Source organism: Chitinophaga horti (assembly GCF_022867795.2).
In the GTDB taxonomy this organism is placed as follows: Bacteria; Bacteroidota; Bacteroidia; order Chitinophagales; family Chitinophagaceae; genus Chitinophaga; species Chitinophaga horti.
This window is the reverse complement of the sequence record NZ_CP107006.1, coordinates 5544179-5560642: the sequence shown is the minus strand read 5'-3', so window position 1 is coordinate 5560642 and position 16464 is coordinate 5544179. Positions and strand designations below refer to the sequence as shown.

At 43.3% G+C, this 16464-nt stretch carries 16 protein-coding genes and 1 pseudogene; 9 read left to right on the top strand and 8 right to left on the bottom strand.

Going from position 1 to position 16464, the window contains the following annotated elements:
- Nucleotides 1–14 precede the first annotated feature (14 nt).
- The 4 genes from MKQ68_RS26000 (at nt 15) to hemN (ending at nt 4363) form a co-directional block, all read left to right on the top strand.
- A complete protein-coding gene (locus tag MKQ68_RS26000; protein ID WP_432803754.1) occupies nt 15–731 on the top strand; it encodes an MnmG/GidA family protein in 717 nt (238 codons plus the stop codon).
- Between the two features lie 343 nt (nt 732–1074).
- Complete coding sequence (locus tag MKQ68_RS22510) at nt 1075–1662, top strand: RNA polymerase sigma factor (RefSeq protein WP_264281044.1); 588 nt, start codon at nt 1075–1077, stop codon at nt 1660–1662.
- Nucleotides 1659–2909 (top strand): outer membrane beta-barrel protein, encoded by a 1251-nt coding sequence (locus MKQ68_RS22505; protein ID WP_264281043.1) that lies wholly within the window; start codon nt 1659–1661, stop codon nt 2907–2909. The genes MKQ68_RS22510 and MKQ68_RS22505 overlap by 4 nt, the downstream gene beginning before the upstream one ends.
- A gap of 95 nt (nt 2910–3004) precedes the next feature.
- Nucleotides 3005–4363, top strand: coding sequence for an oxygen-independent coproporphyrinogen III oxidase (gene hemN, locus MKQ68_RS22500; RefSeq protein WP_264281042.1), 1359 nt, complete (start codon nt 3005–3007; stop codon nt 4361–4363).
- Nucleotides 4364–4392: 29 nt separating this feature from the next.
- Here hemN and MKQ68_RS22495 read toward each other — a convergent pair whose 3' ends face one another.
- The 6 genes from MKQ68_RS22495 to MKQ68_RS22470 all read right to left on the bottom strand — a co-directional run bounded on the left by MKQ68_RS22495 (nt 4393) and on the right by MKQ68_RS22470 (nt 9284).
- Nucleotides 4393–4923 carry a CopD family protein gene (locus tag MKQ68_RS22495; RefSeq protein ID WP_264281041.1) on the bottom strand — a complete coding sequence of 177 codons (531 nt, stop codon included), beginning with the start codon at nt 4921–4923 and terminating at the stop codon, nt 4393–4395.
- Nucleotides 4924–4962: 39 nt separating this feature from the next.
- Nucleotides 4963–6036: a winged helix DNA-binding domain-containing protein gene (locus tag MKQ68_RS22490; RefSeq protein ID WP_264281040.1), complete on the bottom strand. Its 1074-nt coding sequence runs from the start codon at nt 6034–6036 to the stop codon at nt 4963–4965.
- A 95-nt stretch (nt 6037–6131) separates the two neighbouring features.
- Nucleotides 6132–7211: an aminotransferase-like domain-containing protein gene (locus MKQ68_RS22485; protein ID WP_244836464.1), complete on the bottom strand. Its 1080-nt coding sequence runs from the start codon at nt 7209–7211 to the stop codon at nt 6132–6134.
- 307 nt (nt 7212–7518) lie between these two features.
- Nucleotides 7519–8328 (bottom strand): ImmA/IrrE family metallo-endopeptidase, encoded by an 810-nt coding sequence (locus MKQ68_RS22480; RefSeq protein WP_244836463.1) that lies wholly within the window; start codon nt 8326–8328, stop codon nt 7519–7521.
- Complete coding sequence (locus tag MKQ68_RS22475; protein ID WP_244836462.1) at nt 8279–8650, bottom strand: hypothetical protein; 372 nt, start codon at nt 8648–8650, stop codon at nt 8279–8281. The genes MKQ68_RS22480 and MKQ68_RS22475 overlap by 50 nt, the downstream gene beginning before the upstream one ends.
- Complete coding sequence (locus MKQ68_RS22470) at nt 8640–9284, bottom strand: RNA polymerase sigma factor (RefSeq protein WP_264281039.1); 645 nt, start codon at nt 9282–9284, stop codon at nt 8640–8642. Before MKQ68_RS22470 ends, MKQ68_RS22475 begins: the two co-directional genes overlap by 11 nt.
- A 119-nt stretch (nt 9285–9403) precedes the next feature.
- Between MKQ68_RS22470 and MKQ68_RS22465 the strand changes: the two genes are divergently transcribed.
- Genes MKQ68_RS22465 through MKQ68_RS22450 form a run of 4 tightly spaced genes read left to right on the top strand, consistent with a single transcriptional unit; the run spans nt 9404 to nt 11781 of the window.
- The gene (locus MKQ68_RS22465) at nt 9404–9631 is read left to right on the top strand and encodes a DUF2188 domain-containing protein (protein WP_264281038.1); all 228 of its coding nucleotides are present in this window, start codon (nt 9404–9406) and stop codon (nt 9629–9631) included.
- A complete protein-coding gene (locus MKQ68_RS22460) occupies nt 9628–10122 on the top strand; it encodes a Pycsar system effector family protein (protein WP_264281037.1) in 495 nt (164 codons plus the stop codon). The genes MKQ68_RS22465 and MKQ68_RS22460 overlap by 4 nt, the downstream gene beginning before the upstream one ends.
- Nucleotides 10123–10126: 4 nt before the next feature.
- Nucleotides 10127–11131 (top strand): adenylate/guanylate cyclase domain-containing protein, encoded by a 1005-nt coding sequence (locus tag MKQ68_RS22455; RefSeq protein WP_264281036.1) that lies wholly within the window; start codon nt 10127–10129, stop codon nt 11129–11131.
- Nucleotides 11128–11781 carry an SEC-C metal-binding domain-containing protein gene (locus MKQ68_RS22450; protein WP_264281035.1) on the top strand — a complete coding sequence of 218 codons (654 nt, stop codon included), beginning with the start codon at nt 11128–11130 and terminating at the stop codon, nt 11779–11781. Before MKQ68_RS22455 ends, MKQ68_RS22450 begins: the two co-directional genes overlap by 4 nt.
- Nucleotides 11782–11846: 65 nt before the next feature.
- On the opposite strand, the gene MKQ68_RS22445 is transcribed toward MKQ68_RS22450, so the two are convergent.
- Together MKQ68_RS22445 and MKQ68_RS25995 are read right to left on the bottom strand one after the other, a co-directional pair.
- Nucleotides 11847–13838, bottom strand: coding sequence for a DEAD/DEAH box helicase (locus MKQ68_RS22445; RefSeq protein WP_432803753.1), 1992 nt, complete (start codon nt 13836–13838; stop codon nt 11847–11849).
- Nucleotides 13839–14186: 348 nt separating this feature from the next.
- A pseudogene (locus MKQ68_RS25995) lies at nt 14187–14908 on the bottom strand (TOTE conflict system archaeo-eukaryotic primase domain-containing protein); the annotation flags it as partial.
- Nucleotides 14909–15039: 131 nt separating this feature from the next.
- Between MKQ68_RS25995 and MKQ68_RS22440 the strand changes: the two are divergent.
- On the top strand, nt 15040–16461 hold the full coding sequence (locus MKQ68_RS22440; protein ID WP_264281033.1) for a DUF3375 domain-containing protein: 1422 nt from the start codon (nt 15040–15042) through the stop codon (nt 16459–16461).
- Nucleotides 16462–16464: the final 3 nt, after the last annotated feature.

The following is a 16464-nucleotide window of genomic DNA, read 5'->3' as shown; positions in this document are numbered from 1 at the left end:
CCTGCCAGGGATTGATGGCCGGCATTAATGCACATCTCAAGACCAGGAATGAAGCGCCTTTCGTTCTGAAAAGAAGTGAAGCCTATATTGGGGTACTCATCGATGACCTGATCAACAAAGGAACAGAAGAGCCCTACCGCATGTTTACCTCGCGTGCGGAATTCCGTACCCTGCTCCGCCAGGATAATGCTGACCTGCGTCTTACCGAAAGGAGTTTTGAAATGGGGCTCGCATCTTCGCAAAGAATGGAAAAGGTGAATAAAAAGAAAAACGGGGTAGAACAGATCAAAAGCATTTTAAAGGAATTGCCCATCGATCCGGAAGATATCAATCACCTGCTGGAAGAAAAAGGATCTGCTCCTTTGATGCATAGACAACGCGCTCACCAGATTTTACTGAGGCCAGCTATCGATATTTTCTCCATGATGGAGAAAGTGGAAAAGGTGAAAAGATCATTGGAAGGATTTGAAAAGGAGATTTTGGAACAGGCGGAAATTCAGGTGAAATATGAAGTGTATATAGACAAGGAAAATGAACTCGTGAAAAGGATGGGACAGCTGGAAGACATGGTAATACCCGACACTTTCGATTATACGAAACTTATATCGCTGTCGGCCGAAGCTCGTCAGAAATTCACGAAGATCAAACCGCGAACTTTAGGACAAGCAAGTCGAATCAGTGGAGTGAATCCGAGCGATGTTCAAATTTTGATGGTTTACATGGGACGGTAGTTTAGCAAAATAAAAAAGCAAGGAAGGACGAAAATCCTTCCTTTTTTTGTAAAAAATCTCAAAAAAGCGGAAAAATCGACCTTTTTAAAGGTGGTAAAATTCGACGATCTTCGATGGGTTAGTATTATTTATTCAAAACGGCACTTATCTCCCATAAACGTCTTAAAATGGCTTTAATTTCGATTTCGCTTTTTAAAGGTAAATTTGATGTGTTGAGGCAACCATTAAAATCAGAAAAACGTAATTATTTCAGATTTTCGATGGATGATATGAGCATTTAGTAAAGTGCCACAGAAATTTCGCGTCGTTAATTTTTTAAGCGATCAAATTGGAAAAACAGTAAGTGAACGATATAGCAGACATCGTCGATGGATGCCGGCAGTGGAAGCGCGGTAGCCAGGAAGAATTGTACCGTCAATTCTACGGGTATGCCATGGCTATATGTTTACGATATGCGAATCATAAGGAGGAGGCGGTTGAAATTTTGAATGATGGATTCCTTAAAGTTTTCACACACATCTCTACCTACGATACCTCTCGCCCATTCAAAAGTTGGTTGGCAAGAATTATGGCGAATACAGCCATTGACCACCTACGTGCGCAAAAACGGCTGTTGTTCGCCGAAGATATCAATAAAGTTTACGACCTGGGTTCCGGCAGTGATGATGCGATCGATAAATTGTCGGTCGATGAATTATTAACGCTGGTACAGGAATTACCACCAGCATATAAAATGGTATTTAATCTCTACGTGATGGAAGGTTTTCAACATCAGCAAATCGCCAGTATGTTGGGCATCTCCGAAGGAACATCCAAATCGAATCTGTTTAAAGCAAAGAGAATTTTGAAAGAAAAAATTGAAAGAGCTGCTTCTTTCTTAAAAAACGATAACGATGATCTGCCAGCGCAGGTTGCCAAAGTAAAGAAATGAGTGATCATTTTGAAAATAAGATCCGGGAGAAACTGCAGGAGGCAGACGTTCCATTTGACCAGGATGCCTGGAAAAAAATGGAAAAGAAACTCGACGCAGTTACGCCAACGCATAAACGCACACCTGGTCTATGGATATGGCTCAGTGCAATTGTACTGCTGCTGGGCATTTCAGCGGGCAGTATGTTTTTGTTTTACACTGATGGCGATTCCAAAGAAAGTAAAACATCGTCTTTAAATGATCAGGTTAACGATAGTATTGTTAAGCGGGACAATGACGAAGGAGAAAGATACAAGATCAATGACAGCATTGTTAACAAACTTGATAATCACCAGGAAAAGATAAAAAATCAGCGCGAAGTTGTGCGAGGTGTGGATAACCCTGTCAAACCTGGTTTGTCTGATTCAAAATCCAGCACTGATGTAGGCTCTCCTACCCACAATCAACTGAAAAAAACACAGTCATCTACGTTTAGTTCAAATAATATCACCACAAATAAAGCGCAAGATGATCTGCAACCTATTGATAATGAAATAGATGGGATGAGCGTCGCCATCAATGAAGATGTGGATAACCACCTTTCTAACTTTAAAGGCTATACGCCGGGCTATCCGGATATTTCAGATTCACTCGTTACACAACCGTCGGTACTTGAACCAGTGCTTATCGCATCGCGGCCGTTACAGCGTCGTGGTTTTGCGCTAGGTTTTGCTGCGGGTCCTGATTACAGCGCCGCCCCAGGTTTGCAATCAGGAGATTGGGGAGCATCGGTTGGTTTGCAATTTCTGTACGCATTCAATAACCGTTTCGCGGTGTCAACAGGCGCTTTCTATGCTACAAAAATTTATGGAGCTACTCCTGCAGATTATCAATCCAACTATAATTTTAAAAAGGTCGACGCCGACTGTAAAGTGCTGGATGTGCCTATCAACCTGCATTACACATTATTCGAAAGTGGTAAACATAACTGGTCTGCCATGTTGGGAAGCTCTAGCTACTTTATGCTGCGTGAAACCTATAATATGTATTACAACCAGATTAACTCAAGAAAATATGTGTACGAAAACGGAAGTCAACATTATTTTTCCGTGCTGAATTTAGGATTCGGTTATCAGCAACAGGCGGCCAGGCATATCATGTGGGGAATTCAACCTTATGCAAAATTGCCGCTTGGCGGTGTTGGACATGGCAAGGTAAAACTCACATCTTTAGGTGTGGTGTTCCATGTAAACCTGACCCAGTACTAATAAGCGCCTGACAAAAATCATCCTTCCTATTGACAAGCTCAGTATTCCACTACCATAGGTCTATGGTAATTTCGTATGGTATTAAACATCATGCTATGGACCAGCTTCTGAGAAAATACAACGTGCCGGTGCCCCGCTATACCAGTTATCCTACCGTGCCATTCTGGAAAGAAAAGACGAGCGCATCCTGGCAAAACCATTTACAGCAACAGTTTTCGGCCGATAATCTGAGGAACGGGATCGCCCTGTATATGCATCTCCCCTTTTGCGAAACGTTATGCACCTATTGCGGTTGTAATAAAAAGATAACCAAACGTCACAGCGTAGAGCCGGAATACATGGCCGCGTTACAAAAGGAATGGGACCTGTATACCACGCTGATGCCCGAAAAGGCCGTCCTGCGCGAACTTCACCTGGGCGGCGGAACACCGACATTTTTCTCGCCGGAACATCTTGCAGATATACTGCTTCCCATATTTAAAGATGTGGATATCGCTGATGATCATGCGTTTAGTTTTGAAGGCCACCCTGCAAATACGACTACGGCGCATCTCAAAATGTTGAAAAGTCTGGGGTTTACGCGGGTAAGCTACGGCGTGCAGGATAACGATGAAAAAGTACAGGAAGCTATTAACCGCATACAACCCTGGAGTGATGTGGTAAAGGTGGTAAGAGAAGCACGTGAAATAGGGTACAAGTCAGTAAATATAGACCTTGTTTATGGTCTGCCGTTTCAAACTGCCGAAAGTATGCGCGCAACCGTGAATAAAGTACTGGATTTACGGCCCGACCGCATCGCTTTTTATAGTTATGCACATATCCCCTGGAAATCTTGCTCACAGCGGCTATACAGTGAAGCCGATTTACCCGGCGCCGCCGAAAAACTGGAGCTTTACAATATTGGACGTGAGTTATTCACAGCAGCCGGTTACGCCGACATAGGGATGGACCACTTCGCATTGCCGCATGACGATCTATACACCGCCTGGCAAAATAAAGAACTGCATCGCAACTTCATGGGTTATACACATACCCGCACAAATATGTTGATTGGCCTGGGCGTATCCAGTATAAGCGATACCGGCAGCGGTTATGCACAGAATCAAAAAGAGCTGCGCACTTACTACCAGGAACTGGAAAAAGGCGTACTTCCTACAATTAAGGGGTATTATCTTGATAAAACAGATAAAATTTTCCGTCGGCATATATTGGACATTGCCTGTAACGGCAGCACACTTTTTCACGTGGAACAACAGGCGTTATATGAAAAATACGCCATGCCCATTCTCCAGGAACTTGCGCAGGACGGTCTTGTAGAGGTAAATTTAATTGGAGTAAAGGTAACAGAAACGGGTAAACGATTTATCCGGAATGTATGTCGGGCTTTCGATCTTAAAGTGTTGCAGGCGCAAAGTTCAGAACTAAGACCGCAATTATTCAGTAAAGCAATATAGATGTTTCGGCCATGGAACAATGAGGGAAGCTACTGCTTCTCCCTTACTTTTTTATACACCTTAATGGCCACCAGCAAGGCGCCGGTAAAAAGCAATAAGCCAATGAGGCCCCACATCATGCTGGCCAGGCTTTTCAGTACCACGAGAAACACGATCGCTACGAGAAAAATGGTAGCAACTTCGTTCCAAACCCTTAACTGGGTTGAATTGAAACGAAATACACCTTTCTGTTGCTGACTAAAGATGCTGTGCAGGAAAAAAAAGTAGGCGTAGAGGAAAAGTACAAAACCAAGTTTCACCCAAAGCCAGAGTGGGATGGATCCATAAAGGACGAGCATCCATGGGCCGAAAATGAGTGTGAGTACAGCTGAAGGCCAGGTGATACCAAACCACAGCCGCTTCATCATTATTTTGTATTGCTGCTGAAGTATGCTGCGTTCCGGCTCGGGCTTCAGGTCGGCCTCCGCGTTGTAAACAAAAAGTCGCACGATGTAAAACAGTCCCGCAAACCAGGTGACTATAAAAATGATGTGCAACGCTTTGACGTAGAAAAACAGCATACCGCGCAAAAGTACGAGTTAGTAACGATTTATAAAATGCTATTCGAATATCACCTCTGCGGGCAGCCCCATGTATTTTCCATAGGCATTGGCCACTTTACGAATCGCCGTTTTGCGGGCGTCGCTGAGTGCCTCGAACGTAACTGCATTGAGCTCCAGCATTTTCTGCTGGTTACTCCGTTTCCAGGTGCCCACTACTTTTCCGTTTACTACGATGGTGGCGGCAAAAACAGCATTGCCATTGCCCATAATTTTCTTAGAATGGCTGACGTCCACGACTGCGGACCTGCCGGCGTAACCTAACAGGTATTCATCGAAGCCGGGCAATAGGTGAACACCTGCTTTTGATGGCGTTACATCAGGAAACCAATAAGTTTCGTCATTGACAACCGCAGAATCATACTCCTGTTTGACCAGTTCAATAGCCGCGCGAGCCATGGCCGACGGTAGCCCCGACCACCACGTAAAATCCTTTACAGAAGCGGGGCCGCGGCTGTTTAAGTAACGAGACGCCAGGTTTGCAAGTTGCGTTTCATGGTCGGGCATCTTGGTAACAGGCACCCAATCGTCCAATAAAGTAAACGTAAATGCCTTCCCCTTTCGCGGACCAAAACAGATCAGTTGTTCAAAAGCAGCACGGTTCAGATAGTGGCTGAGGCGGTTTTCGTGAACGGGCAGTTTATTGGATTGCAAAATTTCCGACAGCTCATCGCGCGTTAAGATCTTTCCTCCCCCGAGCGCTTTTGTGATGACTTTACAGCCTTTAAGGAGCATTTTTTCGTCGAGGCCGAGCATCTTATTATACGTAGCCGCCGTTCGGATCAGCCTGTCGCGCAGCAGCGTCGTCATCCACCGAACATCTGTTGGTGCTACAAAATGTAACGTGCCACGCAATGACCAGGTGCGAACGATCAGCTTCTCCGCAATGGCTAATTCAATATCTTCATCCGTCGCATTCTTCATACGCAATGCCACAGACCATTTAGCACCTGCATAGTCCTGTGCCTGCATGGCGCCCATGTGATGTACAACGTCCGCTACATCAGTGTATGGATGCTGTGATATTAATTGAGCGTGTAACCGTAAACGTAATAACGAGCTGTCAGTCATCATTTATACCCGTGTGTGTTATTAATATAAACATCATGAGCCCTGCTTCAGTCCTTTTTTCATCCGCCGTTGCGTCGCACACTTCAGCAGATATCCCGCTAATAGCCATTCCCTTCTCTCACCTTATCTGCGATGAGCGTTAACGCCGGTTGTAATCGTGGCGATGACCACTCTGATCCAAACGCTATGCGTATATGATGCGGATCGCCACTGGCGGAAAAATCGGCACCGTCCGTAACATCGATTTGTTGTGTGCGCAGGTAGTCCGACAAAGCAAAGCAATTCATCTGCCCCAGTGACAACCAAATGTGAAAGCTGCCGGGATACAAAGTATACTCGAGCCCCGAAAATAGCCTGTCGATTTTATCATGCCATTCCCTGGCCACGCGTTGCTTTTCGTTCACTATTTTCCGAAGCTCCCCGCTTTTAAACAGGTATTGTCCGAAATCCTGGAACAAGCTGCAGCCGCTGCTGGTCGTTAAACGGATGAGGTTTTCCAATCCGTCCAGTATATTTTTCGGGTGTACGATGTAAGCCGATTTCAAAAATGGATTAAACGGTTTGGACAGGCTGTACACGTGAATCGTACGCTCTGGCGCCAGGCTGAGGAAAGTCGGTGGTGGATTATCATGCAGAAAACGATAGGCATCATCCTCCAATAGGTATACCTCGTCAAACTCACGAACCACCGATAAAATCGCCTCCCTCCTTTCCAGCGGCATCACGAAGCAAGACGGATTATGCAGCGTTGGCTGTATATACACCAGCCGGCTTTTACCGGATTGAAGGTGCATGCGCAGCGAATCAGGAATAATGCCATGCTCATCACAGGCCACGGGTATTTGTTGATAACCAAAATGTTCGGCACACATACGAAATCCGGGGAAGGTGGTTTCTTCTATCAACACATTCGTTTCGCGCGAACGGAACCAGGAGAGGATGCAGAAGAGCGCGCTGTTGGCGCTGGGCAGGGTGGCTATGCGGGACGAGCGGCTTACTGCTTCAACATCAGCATGTAACCAATTTATGAGCGTTTGTGCGCTCAGCTCATCAACATAACAGCTGGCGGGTGTTCGCAATAAGTTATATTTCTCCGGCGCGGTAAAGCCGGCGGTGTATTTTTCAAAAACATCCATCTCCTGCGGAATGGAAGGATAGTTTACCCGGAGGTTAAGCATCGTGGGCAATTTTGGATTGAGGCAAATATAACAAACAAAACAGCGGCTCGCGAGGCAGTTGGTAAAATGAAAAAAGGCTTTCGAGTAATACTCAAAAGCCTTTCATTTCGTGGAGAAGGGCGGGGAATTGTCGAACTTTTTAGGGGATTTTGAGCGGCTTTGCCATTATTTAAGACTATAATCAGTACATAGGCTTCTTTTAATCCAAACACAGTAGGTTTATAATAAGTCATTTTAAGGTACTGGGAGTACCTTTATTCGTTATATAATGAACCTTATGGCTGTATTAGATTAATAATTATTGGTGTTACTTGAACCAAACCATGCTAATCGCATAATTATAAAGATCAGAATAGAAGCACTGCTCAAACATAGGCCCAGGATTCCAGCCTCTGTCTTCAAACCAGTCATCCAGCGAAACGGGTTCCACAGTAGTATACTTTGCATCCATTTTCAAAAATGACTCACCTGCTACGCTGGTTGGGGGTAACGCTCCTCCGATTTTGAACTTATTAGCTAATTTGGGGAAGCGGTCGCTTCTTTTAGTCCATTTAACAATATTGTCCTGGGAAAATACAATCATTATATCATGAGTCCCTACTTCCAGAAAGCGGAGAAGTGCAGCGGTCAGACTTACATCGAAACTCTTGGATAATTCTTTTATTATATCAAGGGAAAATTTACGACCACCGGTCATCGCACGCAGCCTTTCTTCCGGCATTAGCAAGCAGGCAGCAAAATGATCAGCCTGCCGTTCCATTAATGTATTGTGAATAAGGGACTGATGCGAGGGATGTGAAGGTAAGGTACCTGATTTCAGGCTTTCTCTATGTGCGTCTATAAAATAATGGCCCAATTCATGTGCCAATGTAAACCGTCCACGTTTAGTGGAAGGTAAATTTCCTTTGGCGGTATTTAAATGGATGTGGAAGTCGGAACTATCCCAGACCAGCATTCCGTCGAAATATTCTTTATAATCATCTGAAATGATATGCAGCGCCTCTTCCTCACAAATTTCAAGCAGGTTTGTGGACACATTATTACAGTAGCGGTAGGCCAGGTATTTGCTAATTATCTGAGTTTCCTTCAGAATCTGATGCTCCGTTACGCTGATCATCTTTTTTCTTTTCCTGATTCTTTTTAATTTGTTCGTGAATGTCAGCCGGTAAATCACCGTGTTTCCGTGCAGCCATCCGTAGTTCATTGTCAGGGAGCAAATCGACGATTGCTGCTTGGTGGATAGAAAGCACCTTTCTCTTTCTGATACCATTTAAAATAGCAAAAGGGTCTATTGCCTCACTATTTACCTTTCTGCTGCCGGGTGGGTGCAGTCGCTCAAAACGCGACAGTTCCTGTTCGTTACTTGGCAGTAAGTACCCTGTGGAACAAATCCAGGAATATATATTTTCTTCTGATAATAATGTCTGATTATTTGCCATATCCCATTGATTTTACAAGTTCGAAAGCCTCTTTTTTGTATGCCCGGATACTACCTTTGGCTAGTTTGAGTACCTCAGACAAATCTTTAACCAGTTTTCTCGGTAAATAACGGCCTTCATGTTCATAATATAGATATGTGAGATAGATGGTTTTATGCTTTGGGGTAAGCTTTGAAAATATATTGTCTAATAGCTTTTCTTTTTCCTGAAGAGATTTCAGCGTTTCCGGTTCGTATTCCCTGCATGGGTCAATCAATGAAGTGATTATCTGTTCATCCCCTGTATAAGGATTATCATCTGGTGTCCGGTAATCTGCAAACTCATTTCTTGCAATCCTGTATAGGTAAAATTTGAAGCATTTTATAATGTCCTTTACCTTACATCCCGCAGATTTGAAAGTGGGATACATTTTAACCCGTTCAAATACGCGGTTGGTGATCTCTTCCGCATCTGTTTCTGTATAATTGCTTTTCAGGCACATTTCTGTGCATTTTTCAAGCAGATCTTCTCTGAACCGGAAAACAACATTCACAAAGGCAGCTTCAGCCCATTCCTCATCTTCGGAGTTGCCTTCCAGTTGTAAAAATTCTATTAGATTCTCAATGGTTTCACCTTCTAATTCTTTCCATTCCAAAGCAATCAGTTTAATACCCAAAAGCGTTAGGTAACACATTTGGTATGTTAGGGAACATGGTTGATGAGTAAAAGATAACGCATCTCCGTATTTAGGTATAGTCAATTTAATTAAAAATTATGAAAAAACAGAAGAACGTGCATGTGGTTCCCAATGGTAACCAATGGTCGGCAAAGTCAGCCGGCAGCAACAGGGTGGCCAATAATTATGATACCCAGGCCGAAGCAATTGCCCGCGCACGGCAAATGGCTATTAACAACCAATCTGAAATGCTTATACACGGCAGAGATGGCAGGATACGTGAGAAAAATTCTTATGGTAATGACCCTCAAAACATTAAAGGATGAACAGAGAATATGAAAGATTAAAGTTTTCAATGGAAAGGTATGACCACTACTTCGACAGCATCAATAACAAGCTTAACGTATATCTGGGGCTGAGCACTTTTATTGTGAGTGGACTGATTGCTATATACCCTTCTCTGTTGGATAAGGTTCAGTGTGGCCTGGGTACGCATATACTGATGATTACCCTACTGGCGCTGGGGCTTTCCAACATGATCATTTTACTGGTTACCTCGACCCCCTACCTGAGCAGGCAAACAGGTTCACTGTTGTTTTTTTCTGATGTAGCTGCGGTTGCAGAAAGCCAGTTCCGCCATCTTTCCGAAAATGAAACTGACCAACAGGCAATAGATGATATGAGAAGCCAGGTTCATAAGCTGGCAGCCGGGCTTGCTAAAAAGTTCAGGAGGTTGCAGATAGCAGGTGTGATAATGATGGTTCAGTTCGCTTTGTTCATACCGCTGGTAACACTTATTATAAACAACATAAAATAGGAATATGAAGATTTACGATGATTACGTGAAAACAATCCGGGACGCCATTTCTGCGGACCCGGTAAATAGAGGTTTACATCAAACCGTGGTTAATGAGTCCAGGAATTTTTCAAAAGGGCTCTCTTACGAAGCTTTCAACCGGCAGATACCGGAGAAGATGCTTCAGCCTGGCCTTGCCGCACTTGCCCAGCAGTTGGGAGTAAAGCCTGACTTTGAACAAAAACTTGGCGCACATCCTGATTTCGCCCATTTGAAAGGTACAGACCATATAGAGAACCACTACATAATCTCCATGTTTGTGGATATTAAGCGCTCCACCAATCTATTCAGGCGTTATACTCCACAAACGGTACTCATCATCACGAATACGATTCAGCGTGCGGCGATACATACATGCCTAATATTCGGCGGTTATATACACAGACTACAAGGGGATGGCTTATTCGTTTATTTTGGAGGGAAAAGCATAAAAACAGCTGACGCGGTGCAAAACGCCCTACACTTTTCCAGCACATTCACCTATTTTGTAAAGGAAGACCTGAAAAATATGTTTAATGAGCAGGGGATAGAAACCATTTTTACACGTATAGGCATAGACCTGGGTTATGAAGAGGATGTTGTATGGGCTTCCGCCGGTCTGGGTGAAATTTCCGAAATCACCACATGCAGCCTGCATACAAGTCTTGCGCCTAAAATGCAGGCCAGCGCCCAGAGCAATGGTATAGTTGTAGGGGATCATATTGTACAGGAAGTGCCGCAGAGTGCTGCCTTTTTCAAACCTGTCTGTAAACGTACCGGCAGCGAAAATGACAGATATATTTACCAGATACCTGACAGGAACTTTAATTATACCCAGCACGATTTTGACTGGCTTAGCTATCTGAAGAGACAAAACTTTATAGCTACTGACCTTAATGGCAACCTGCAGCTAAAAAGCCAGGCATCGCCGCAGAGGCAGATAGGTAATCTTGCATCCATTGCGTCAGCGAGTAAACCCTATTTCGGATGAGCCATGCTGCTAAATCTCTCTTCGAAAAGCACTTTGCTGAAGTTGACCGTAGGTTTCCCAAACTATCTTACCGGTACAATGGAAAATATAATTGCTGGCGTGTTGACGGAGAGTTGGATATATGTGGTGCCAAAGGGGAGTACTGGGGGACGTTTCAAATAGCAATCGTCGTCCCTCAGACTTATCCTTATTGTATTCCTATAGTCCAGGAAGTGAGTCGGATAATACCTAGGGATATCGACTGGCACATTAGCTCTGATGGTATTTGCTGCATTGATATTACACATAGACTTATAGCTATGTCGGTAAAAGGAATATCAATTGCAGATTTTATTGCTGAAAAAGTCTATCCGTTTTTCGCAAATCAGCTATACCGGATAGAGGTAAAAAACTATGCAGGAAAAGAATATGAACATGCTTTCAGCGGAGTAAAGCAGTTTTATAGAGAAGAACTTTTACTTAGCGAAGGTGCTGCCATAAATGTATTAAATGCGCTAATAGAATCCCAACGGTTGAAAAGGAATGCTCCATGTTTGTGTGGAAGTGGTATTAAAATGAAAAACTGCCATTTATATGCCCTGGAGCTATTAAAGACTGTGGGTGTTAAACAGCTTCATCAGGATTTAGCGGCTTTTATTAAAGGCATATAAGGTTGTGGACCATGCCTGCTTTATTTTCCGTTTATTACCTTTTTATCCCCTTAAATGATTGGTTGTCATGACATCTGCTCCTCTAGCATATATTTCCAAGTTATAAACCCTTTTTGTTGGTTGCTATAATCATGAACAATCCGGCTGAAATTTTCTGGTGCAGCAGTGATAAAAGCGTGCCTACCTTGCTTTCTGATAATATCAAGCTGCCTGTCTAATTCTTTTAAAAAGACAGGTAATAGCGACCGCTGCTTTTCAAAATGCCATAAGTAGCTGGCTTCTTCGGTATCCAGGGTTTCTAATATCACATGATACATTTCCTCTCCTTCTAGCAGGAACACAAAGGAGAAAGGCTGAAGTACAAACCTGATCTTTAAAATATGTCCGGCATGTTTTTCGGCCAGGTAGCGGAGTTGTTGATGATGCTTAAAATGTGGCTGCTTCAATATATCTGCAATCAAGTCCTCTCCTGTCTCATAAAGAGATTGTCCTGTTTGTAGCTGGGTTATGTCCAGCACGTTGCGTTCAGGTAAAGGGAACTTACCCAAGATTGTTTTTGTAACAAATCTGAATCGTACCCCCTCAATGATTTCTTTATTGATCATCTTTACATCGGCAGAATCTGCTGATTGTGATACCAGCGCCCCCTTTTCCAGTTCCGCATATATAGAAACAGTTATGTTTTTGATTTTCAGCACTTTAATAAAATAAGGCTTCAAAACGTCAAACTCCGGTCTGATATCTTCATGCGGTATTTCAAATTCAAGTTTCTCGTTTGGCTCCTTGTAGGTATATGAAAAACCTATCGCACCGTATTTGAATTCAAGGGATTCCAGCGAAACTTTTATTTCTTTTTCTATGGTAAGTGTATCATTTGTGGCAACAGGCGCAATTTCCTCTATCGGGTCATCAAACAACGATCTTTGGCGGATTAACTTCCTGTAATAGGTGTTTCGCTTTAAAAACAATTTGTTCAGGTAATCAATCTTAACATCCCGGTAGTCATAAATGACAGGTGCTATTTCTGATCGTTGTACCCGGCCTATATATTGGATGAGCTTTCCTTCAAATGAGAATGGATAAACTAAGAACAGGCAGCTAGCATTGTCCAGATCAGTTCCTTCTCCAAAAAACTGGCCAGTGGTGATCAGTACCTGGTAATTCCCTGATTTTAATTGCTTCCATTTTGCGTTCCGGCTGGATGCGCTATCATCTCCGCTTAAAGTAATGGCTTCATAGGATTGTTTCAGGCATTGATACAATGAATCTATGTGTTCCTTGCGTTCAGTTAATACGACTACGCGCTTTCCGCTGCCAAGTTCTTTGAGTATATCTTTTAGAATCAGACTATTTCTCGACGAATCATGTACCAGAATTTTTGACAAGGTTTCAAACCTGTCTGTTTTCTGGTTATAAGGTACATCCAAAGATGTATCTCTTATAACTATTGTTGGTTGAGGAGATTTAGTTACCTGTTGGTTGCTGATTTCCGTAATAACATCACCCAAATGAATGAAGATTAGTTTGCCATCGTTGTATTTACGGAATGGTGTTGCAGTAAGACCATACTGGTAATAGCTATTGAACTGCTGGATGGTACTGCGGTAAGTTTCAGCAGGGATATGGTGGCATTCATCAATTAATATGGTTCCGAATGAGCTGGTAAGGTCACTATTAGATGTATTGGCTATAGCTTTTACCAGACTTTGAATAGTGGCCAGCGTGATCAGCTTTCCTGGCTTATACTTTCCTTGTCCTATTTTACCTATTTTGTGAGTGGGAATTCCCAAAAAGGTTTCAATACGTTCTGCCCACTGCTCCATTAGTTGCTTCCTATGCACAACAATAAGTGCAGGCTGTTGTTTATCAGCAATTATTTTTAAACCTATTAATGTTTTGCCTGAGCCGGGAGGTGCTACCACTACTCCTATATCCTTTTTTACTGTTGCAGAAACTCCTTGTTGCTGATAATCCCGTAATGTTGCCTTAAACTCGAAAGGCTGATTTGGCTTTTTGTGACGTTGATCGTCTAGTTTGTAGTTGATATTGTTTTCCATGCAAAACCGAAGCAGCCGTCCGGCAAATCCACGGGGAATAATAATGTGATCGTTTGATTCTTCAATAAATCTGAAAAAGCGTTTGCTTCCATAAGTACTTTTGCCGGTCTTCTGGCGGATAAAGAATTCTGTATTAGCGAAATTCAGTTCCTCTCTCAAAAAGTTAACTAGGCTAATCGGCAAATTTTGTCTGGCGATAGTGATTACATTGTTCAATATTATACTTAATCCCTGATTGGAGGTATTGTTTGTAGAAAATGCAGTAGACTTTAATTGATCATATAGATCATCTAAGATAGATACCTGTGCTTTTTGTATGGTTGTAAGGAAGTGCCATTGATCGGGATAAGCTTCCATTGTTTCGGGGGCAAGAAAGCAACTATTCCCATTATCCATAGCTGGTTTATGAAAAGGCAGGGCTATAAGGTTGCCTAAGCCTTTTCCAGAAAGTGTATCCTGGTTGGGAAACAGCCTGTCAAAACTGGAATTCTTATCATATGTCGAAATGATACGAGCGTCTGTCAGTAATGATAGCAGTATTTTCCTACTCTTCTTTGCCGGGTAGGGCTGTTCAAAGAAAACCCAGACGTGTGCACCATTTCCGGAACGGGAACGTTCAAGGTAAGCAGGAATACCTTTTGTTGGCAAAAAGCCAGAAACTTACGGCTGTCATCGGTCCAGTTCTCTTCATCAAAATCTGCCGCGATAAACCACGAAGTATTATCTGTTAAAAGAGGGTAAAGACCAATAAGATGGACTCCCTGTAAATGTTTGGTAATTTGGTCCTCTGTTAAGGGCTGATAAGTTTTCTCGGAGAAATTACTGAGCGTTCCTCCTTTCATTTTATGCACCTTATACCTGTAAGGATCAAAATGATAAGCTGGCATATAGCCAGATTTGCCGCCTTTTTCCCAGTATAGTGCGAAAACATCCCCACGTCCTTTGAAGAGGGAAATAACAAGATCAATGCTATTGTTATGGATCAAATTGAATAAGTTCTTTTTATAGCGAATAACAGAAATTTCAAGTTTGTGAGGAGAAAATAGCCTTTTTCTACCATTATTTAGCACCACCCAAAAATTATGACTTATTAATTTACATCGAACGGGCGCTATTATTCATAGATAAACGCCACAATATTGTTTATTTTTAAGTAATGACTTTTGATGAACTCTCACTGCAATTTAAAACCTCCAAAGCCTTGACATTACTCAGGGCTAAAAGTGCACCGTTTACATTGTCTTTTTTCTATAAAGTGTTCAAGGACTCCCATGTCACTACCATCAGCAATTCGGAGCTTCGGAGCAGGCTGGAAGGTTACATGGAAGACTTGGAATATGAGGAACGGGACGAGGAACTGGAAGCTAACACTCTCTTCGATGATATTTCGGTAAAAGCCACGCAGTACATCGAGAAATGGAGCAATGCGGGATTCCTGCGCAAATATCCAGGGGACGATGGTGAAGACCTACACGAGCTGACCAGCGATACGCAGAAAGTCCTCAAATGGATCGATGACCTCCAAACAAGAGAGTTCGTTGGAACCAACAGCCGGTTCAGGGATATCTTTTTCAAGCTCCAGGAAATGATTGAACTGAGCAATGAAAATGCGGAAGTGCGGATACAGGAGCTGGAAAAGAAAAAATGGGAAATTGAGAACGAGATCAACCTGCTGAAAACAGGTAAGACACCGATCGTGTATGACGATACAGAACTGAAGGAACGATTCTATGACCTCAATAAGATTGCGAGGGAGCTGCTCAGCGACTTTACCGAAGTGGAACAAAACTTCGAGCAGATAAGAAAAGATATACAGAGAAAGTACGCTGAGAAGGACATGGTAAAAGGGTCGCTGCTAGTCTTCGCCCTTGATGCACTGGATGAAATCGAAACCAAAGACCAGGGAAAGAGTTTTAAGGCATTCTGGGAGTTCCTGATGGACGAAAGAAGGCAACAGAATTTTTCGCAGCTAACGGACCAGCTCTACAAATTGCTCCAGGAAAGGGATATTGACTACAACAACGACCGCTTTCTGAAGAACCTCAAACGTTACCTGCATGTATCAGGGCGGAAAGTGATCGATGCTAACAAAAAGCTGAGCGAGAAAATTAGTCGTGTACTGGCAGAGAAGAACCTGCTTGAGAGAAGGCGTGCGATGGAACTGATTGGTGATATACGTCAACTGGCATACAGCCTGACAGAGAGCAAGTTTAGGGACGAGCAATTCCTTGCAATCGAAGACGCGCCCCTGCTGAACCTCTTTGACAGGTGGGAGCTCAGTTCAGAGAAGGACGAAATGGGGGCGGTAACCTTCCCCGACGGGGCGGGTGGTGAGCTATCGGAGGGTGTTGATCTCGGTTCGCTATTCGACCAGTTTGCCATCGACAAAAAGAAGCTGGCAGGGAGGATCGATGCTATGCTGGAAGGCAAGACACAGGTGAGCCTAAAGGAAATAATCGATCAGTACGGTCTGGAGAACGGGCTTAGCGAAGTCATCGGCTATTTCTCAATTGCCACTGCCAGCAGCTCCCATATCATATTAGAGGAAACCATCGACCCGATATGGGTCAACGGCAGGAAATTCAACATACCCATGGTTCTTTATGTTAAAACGCAAAGCTGACAC

Coding starts and splice junctions, on each gene's coding strand:
- MKQ68_RS26000 (WP_432803754.1), top strand. CDS start 15: ATGGCCGGCATTAATGCACATCTCAAGACCAGGAATGAAGCGCCTTTC.
- MKQ68_RS22505 (WP_264281043.1), top strand. CDS start 1,659: ATGAGTGATCATTTTGAAAATAAGATCCGGGAGAAACTGCAGGAGGCA.
- hemN (WP_264281042.1), top strand. CDS start 3,005: ATGGACCAGCTTCTGAGAAAATACAACGTGCCGGTGCCCCGCTATACC.
- MKQ68_RS22495 (WP_264281041.1), bottom strand. CDS start 4,923: ATGCTGTTTTTCTACGTCAAAGCGTTGCACATCATTTTTATAGTCACC.
- MKQ68_RS22490 (WP_264281040.1), bottom strand. CDS start 6,036: ATGATGACTGACAGCTCGTTATTACGTTTACGGTTACACGCTCAATTA.
- MKQ68_RS22485 (WP_244836464.1), bottom strand. CDS start 7,211: ATGCTTAACCTCCGGGTAAACTATCCTTCCATTCCGCAGGAGATGGAT.
- MKQ68_RS22480 (WP_244836463.1), bottom strand. CDS start 8,328: ATGATCAGCGTAACGGAGCATCAGATTCTGAAGGAAACTCAGATAATT.
- MKQ68_RS22475 (WP_244836462.1), bottom strand. CDS start 8,650: ATGGCAAATAATCAGACATTATTATCAGAAGAAAATATATATTCCTGG.
- MKQ68_RS22465 (WP_264281038.1), top strand. CDS start 9,404: ATGAAAAAACAGAAGAACGTGCATGTGGTTCCCAATGGTAACCAATGG.
- MKQ68_RS22460 (WP_264281037.1), top strand. CDS start 9,628: ATGAACAGAGAATATGAAAGATTAAAGTTTTCAATGGAAAGGTATGAC.
- MKQ68_RS22455 (WP_264281036.1), top strand. CDS start 10,127: ATGAAGATTTACGATGATTACGTGAAAACAATCCGGGACGCCATTTCT.
- MKQ68_RS22450 (WP_264281035.1), top strand. CDS start 11,128: ATGAGCCATGCTGCTAAATCTCTCTTCGAAAAGCACTTTGCTGAAGTT.
- MKQ68_RS22445 (WP_432803753.1), bottom strand. CDS start 13,838: ATGGAAAACAATATCAACTACAAACTAGACGATCAACGTCACAAAAAG.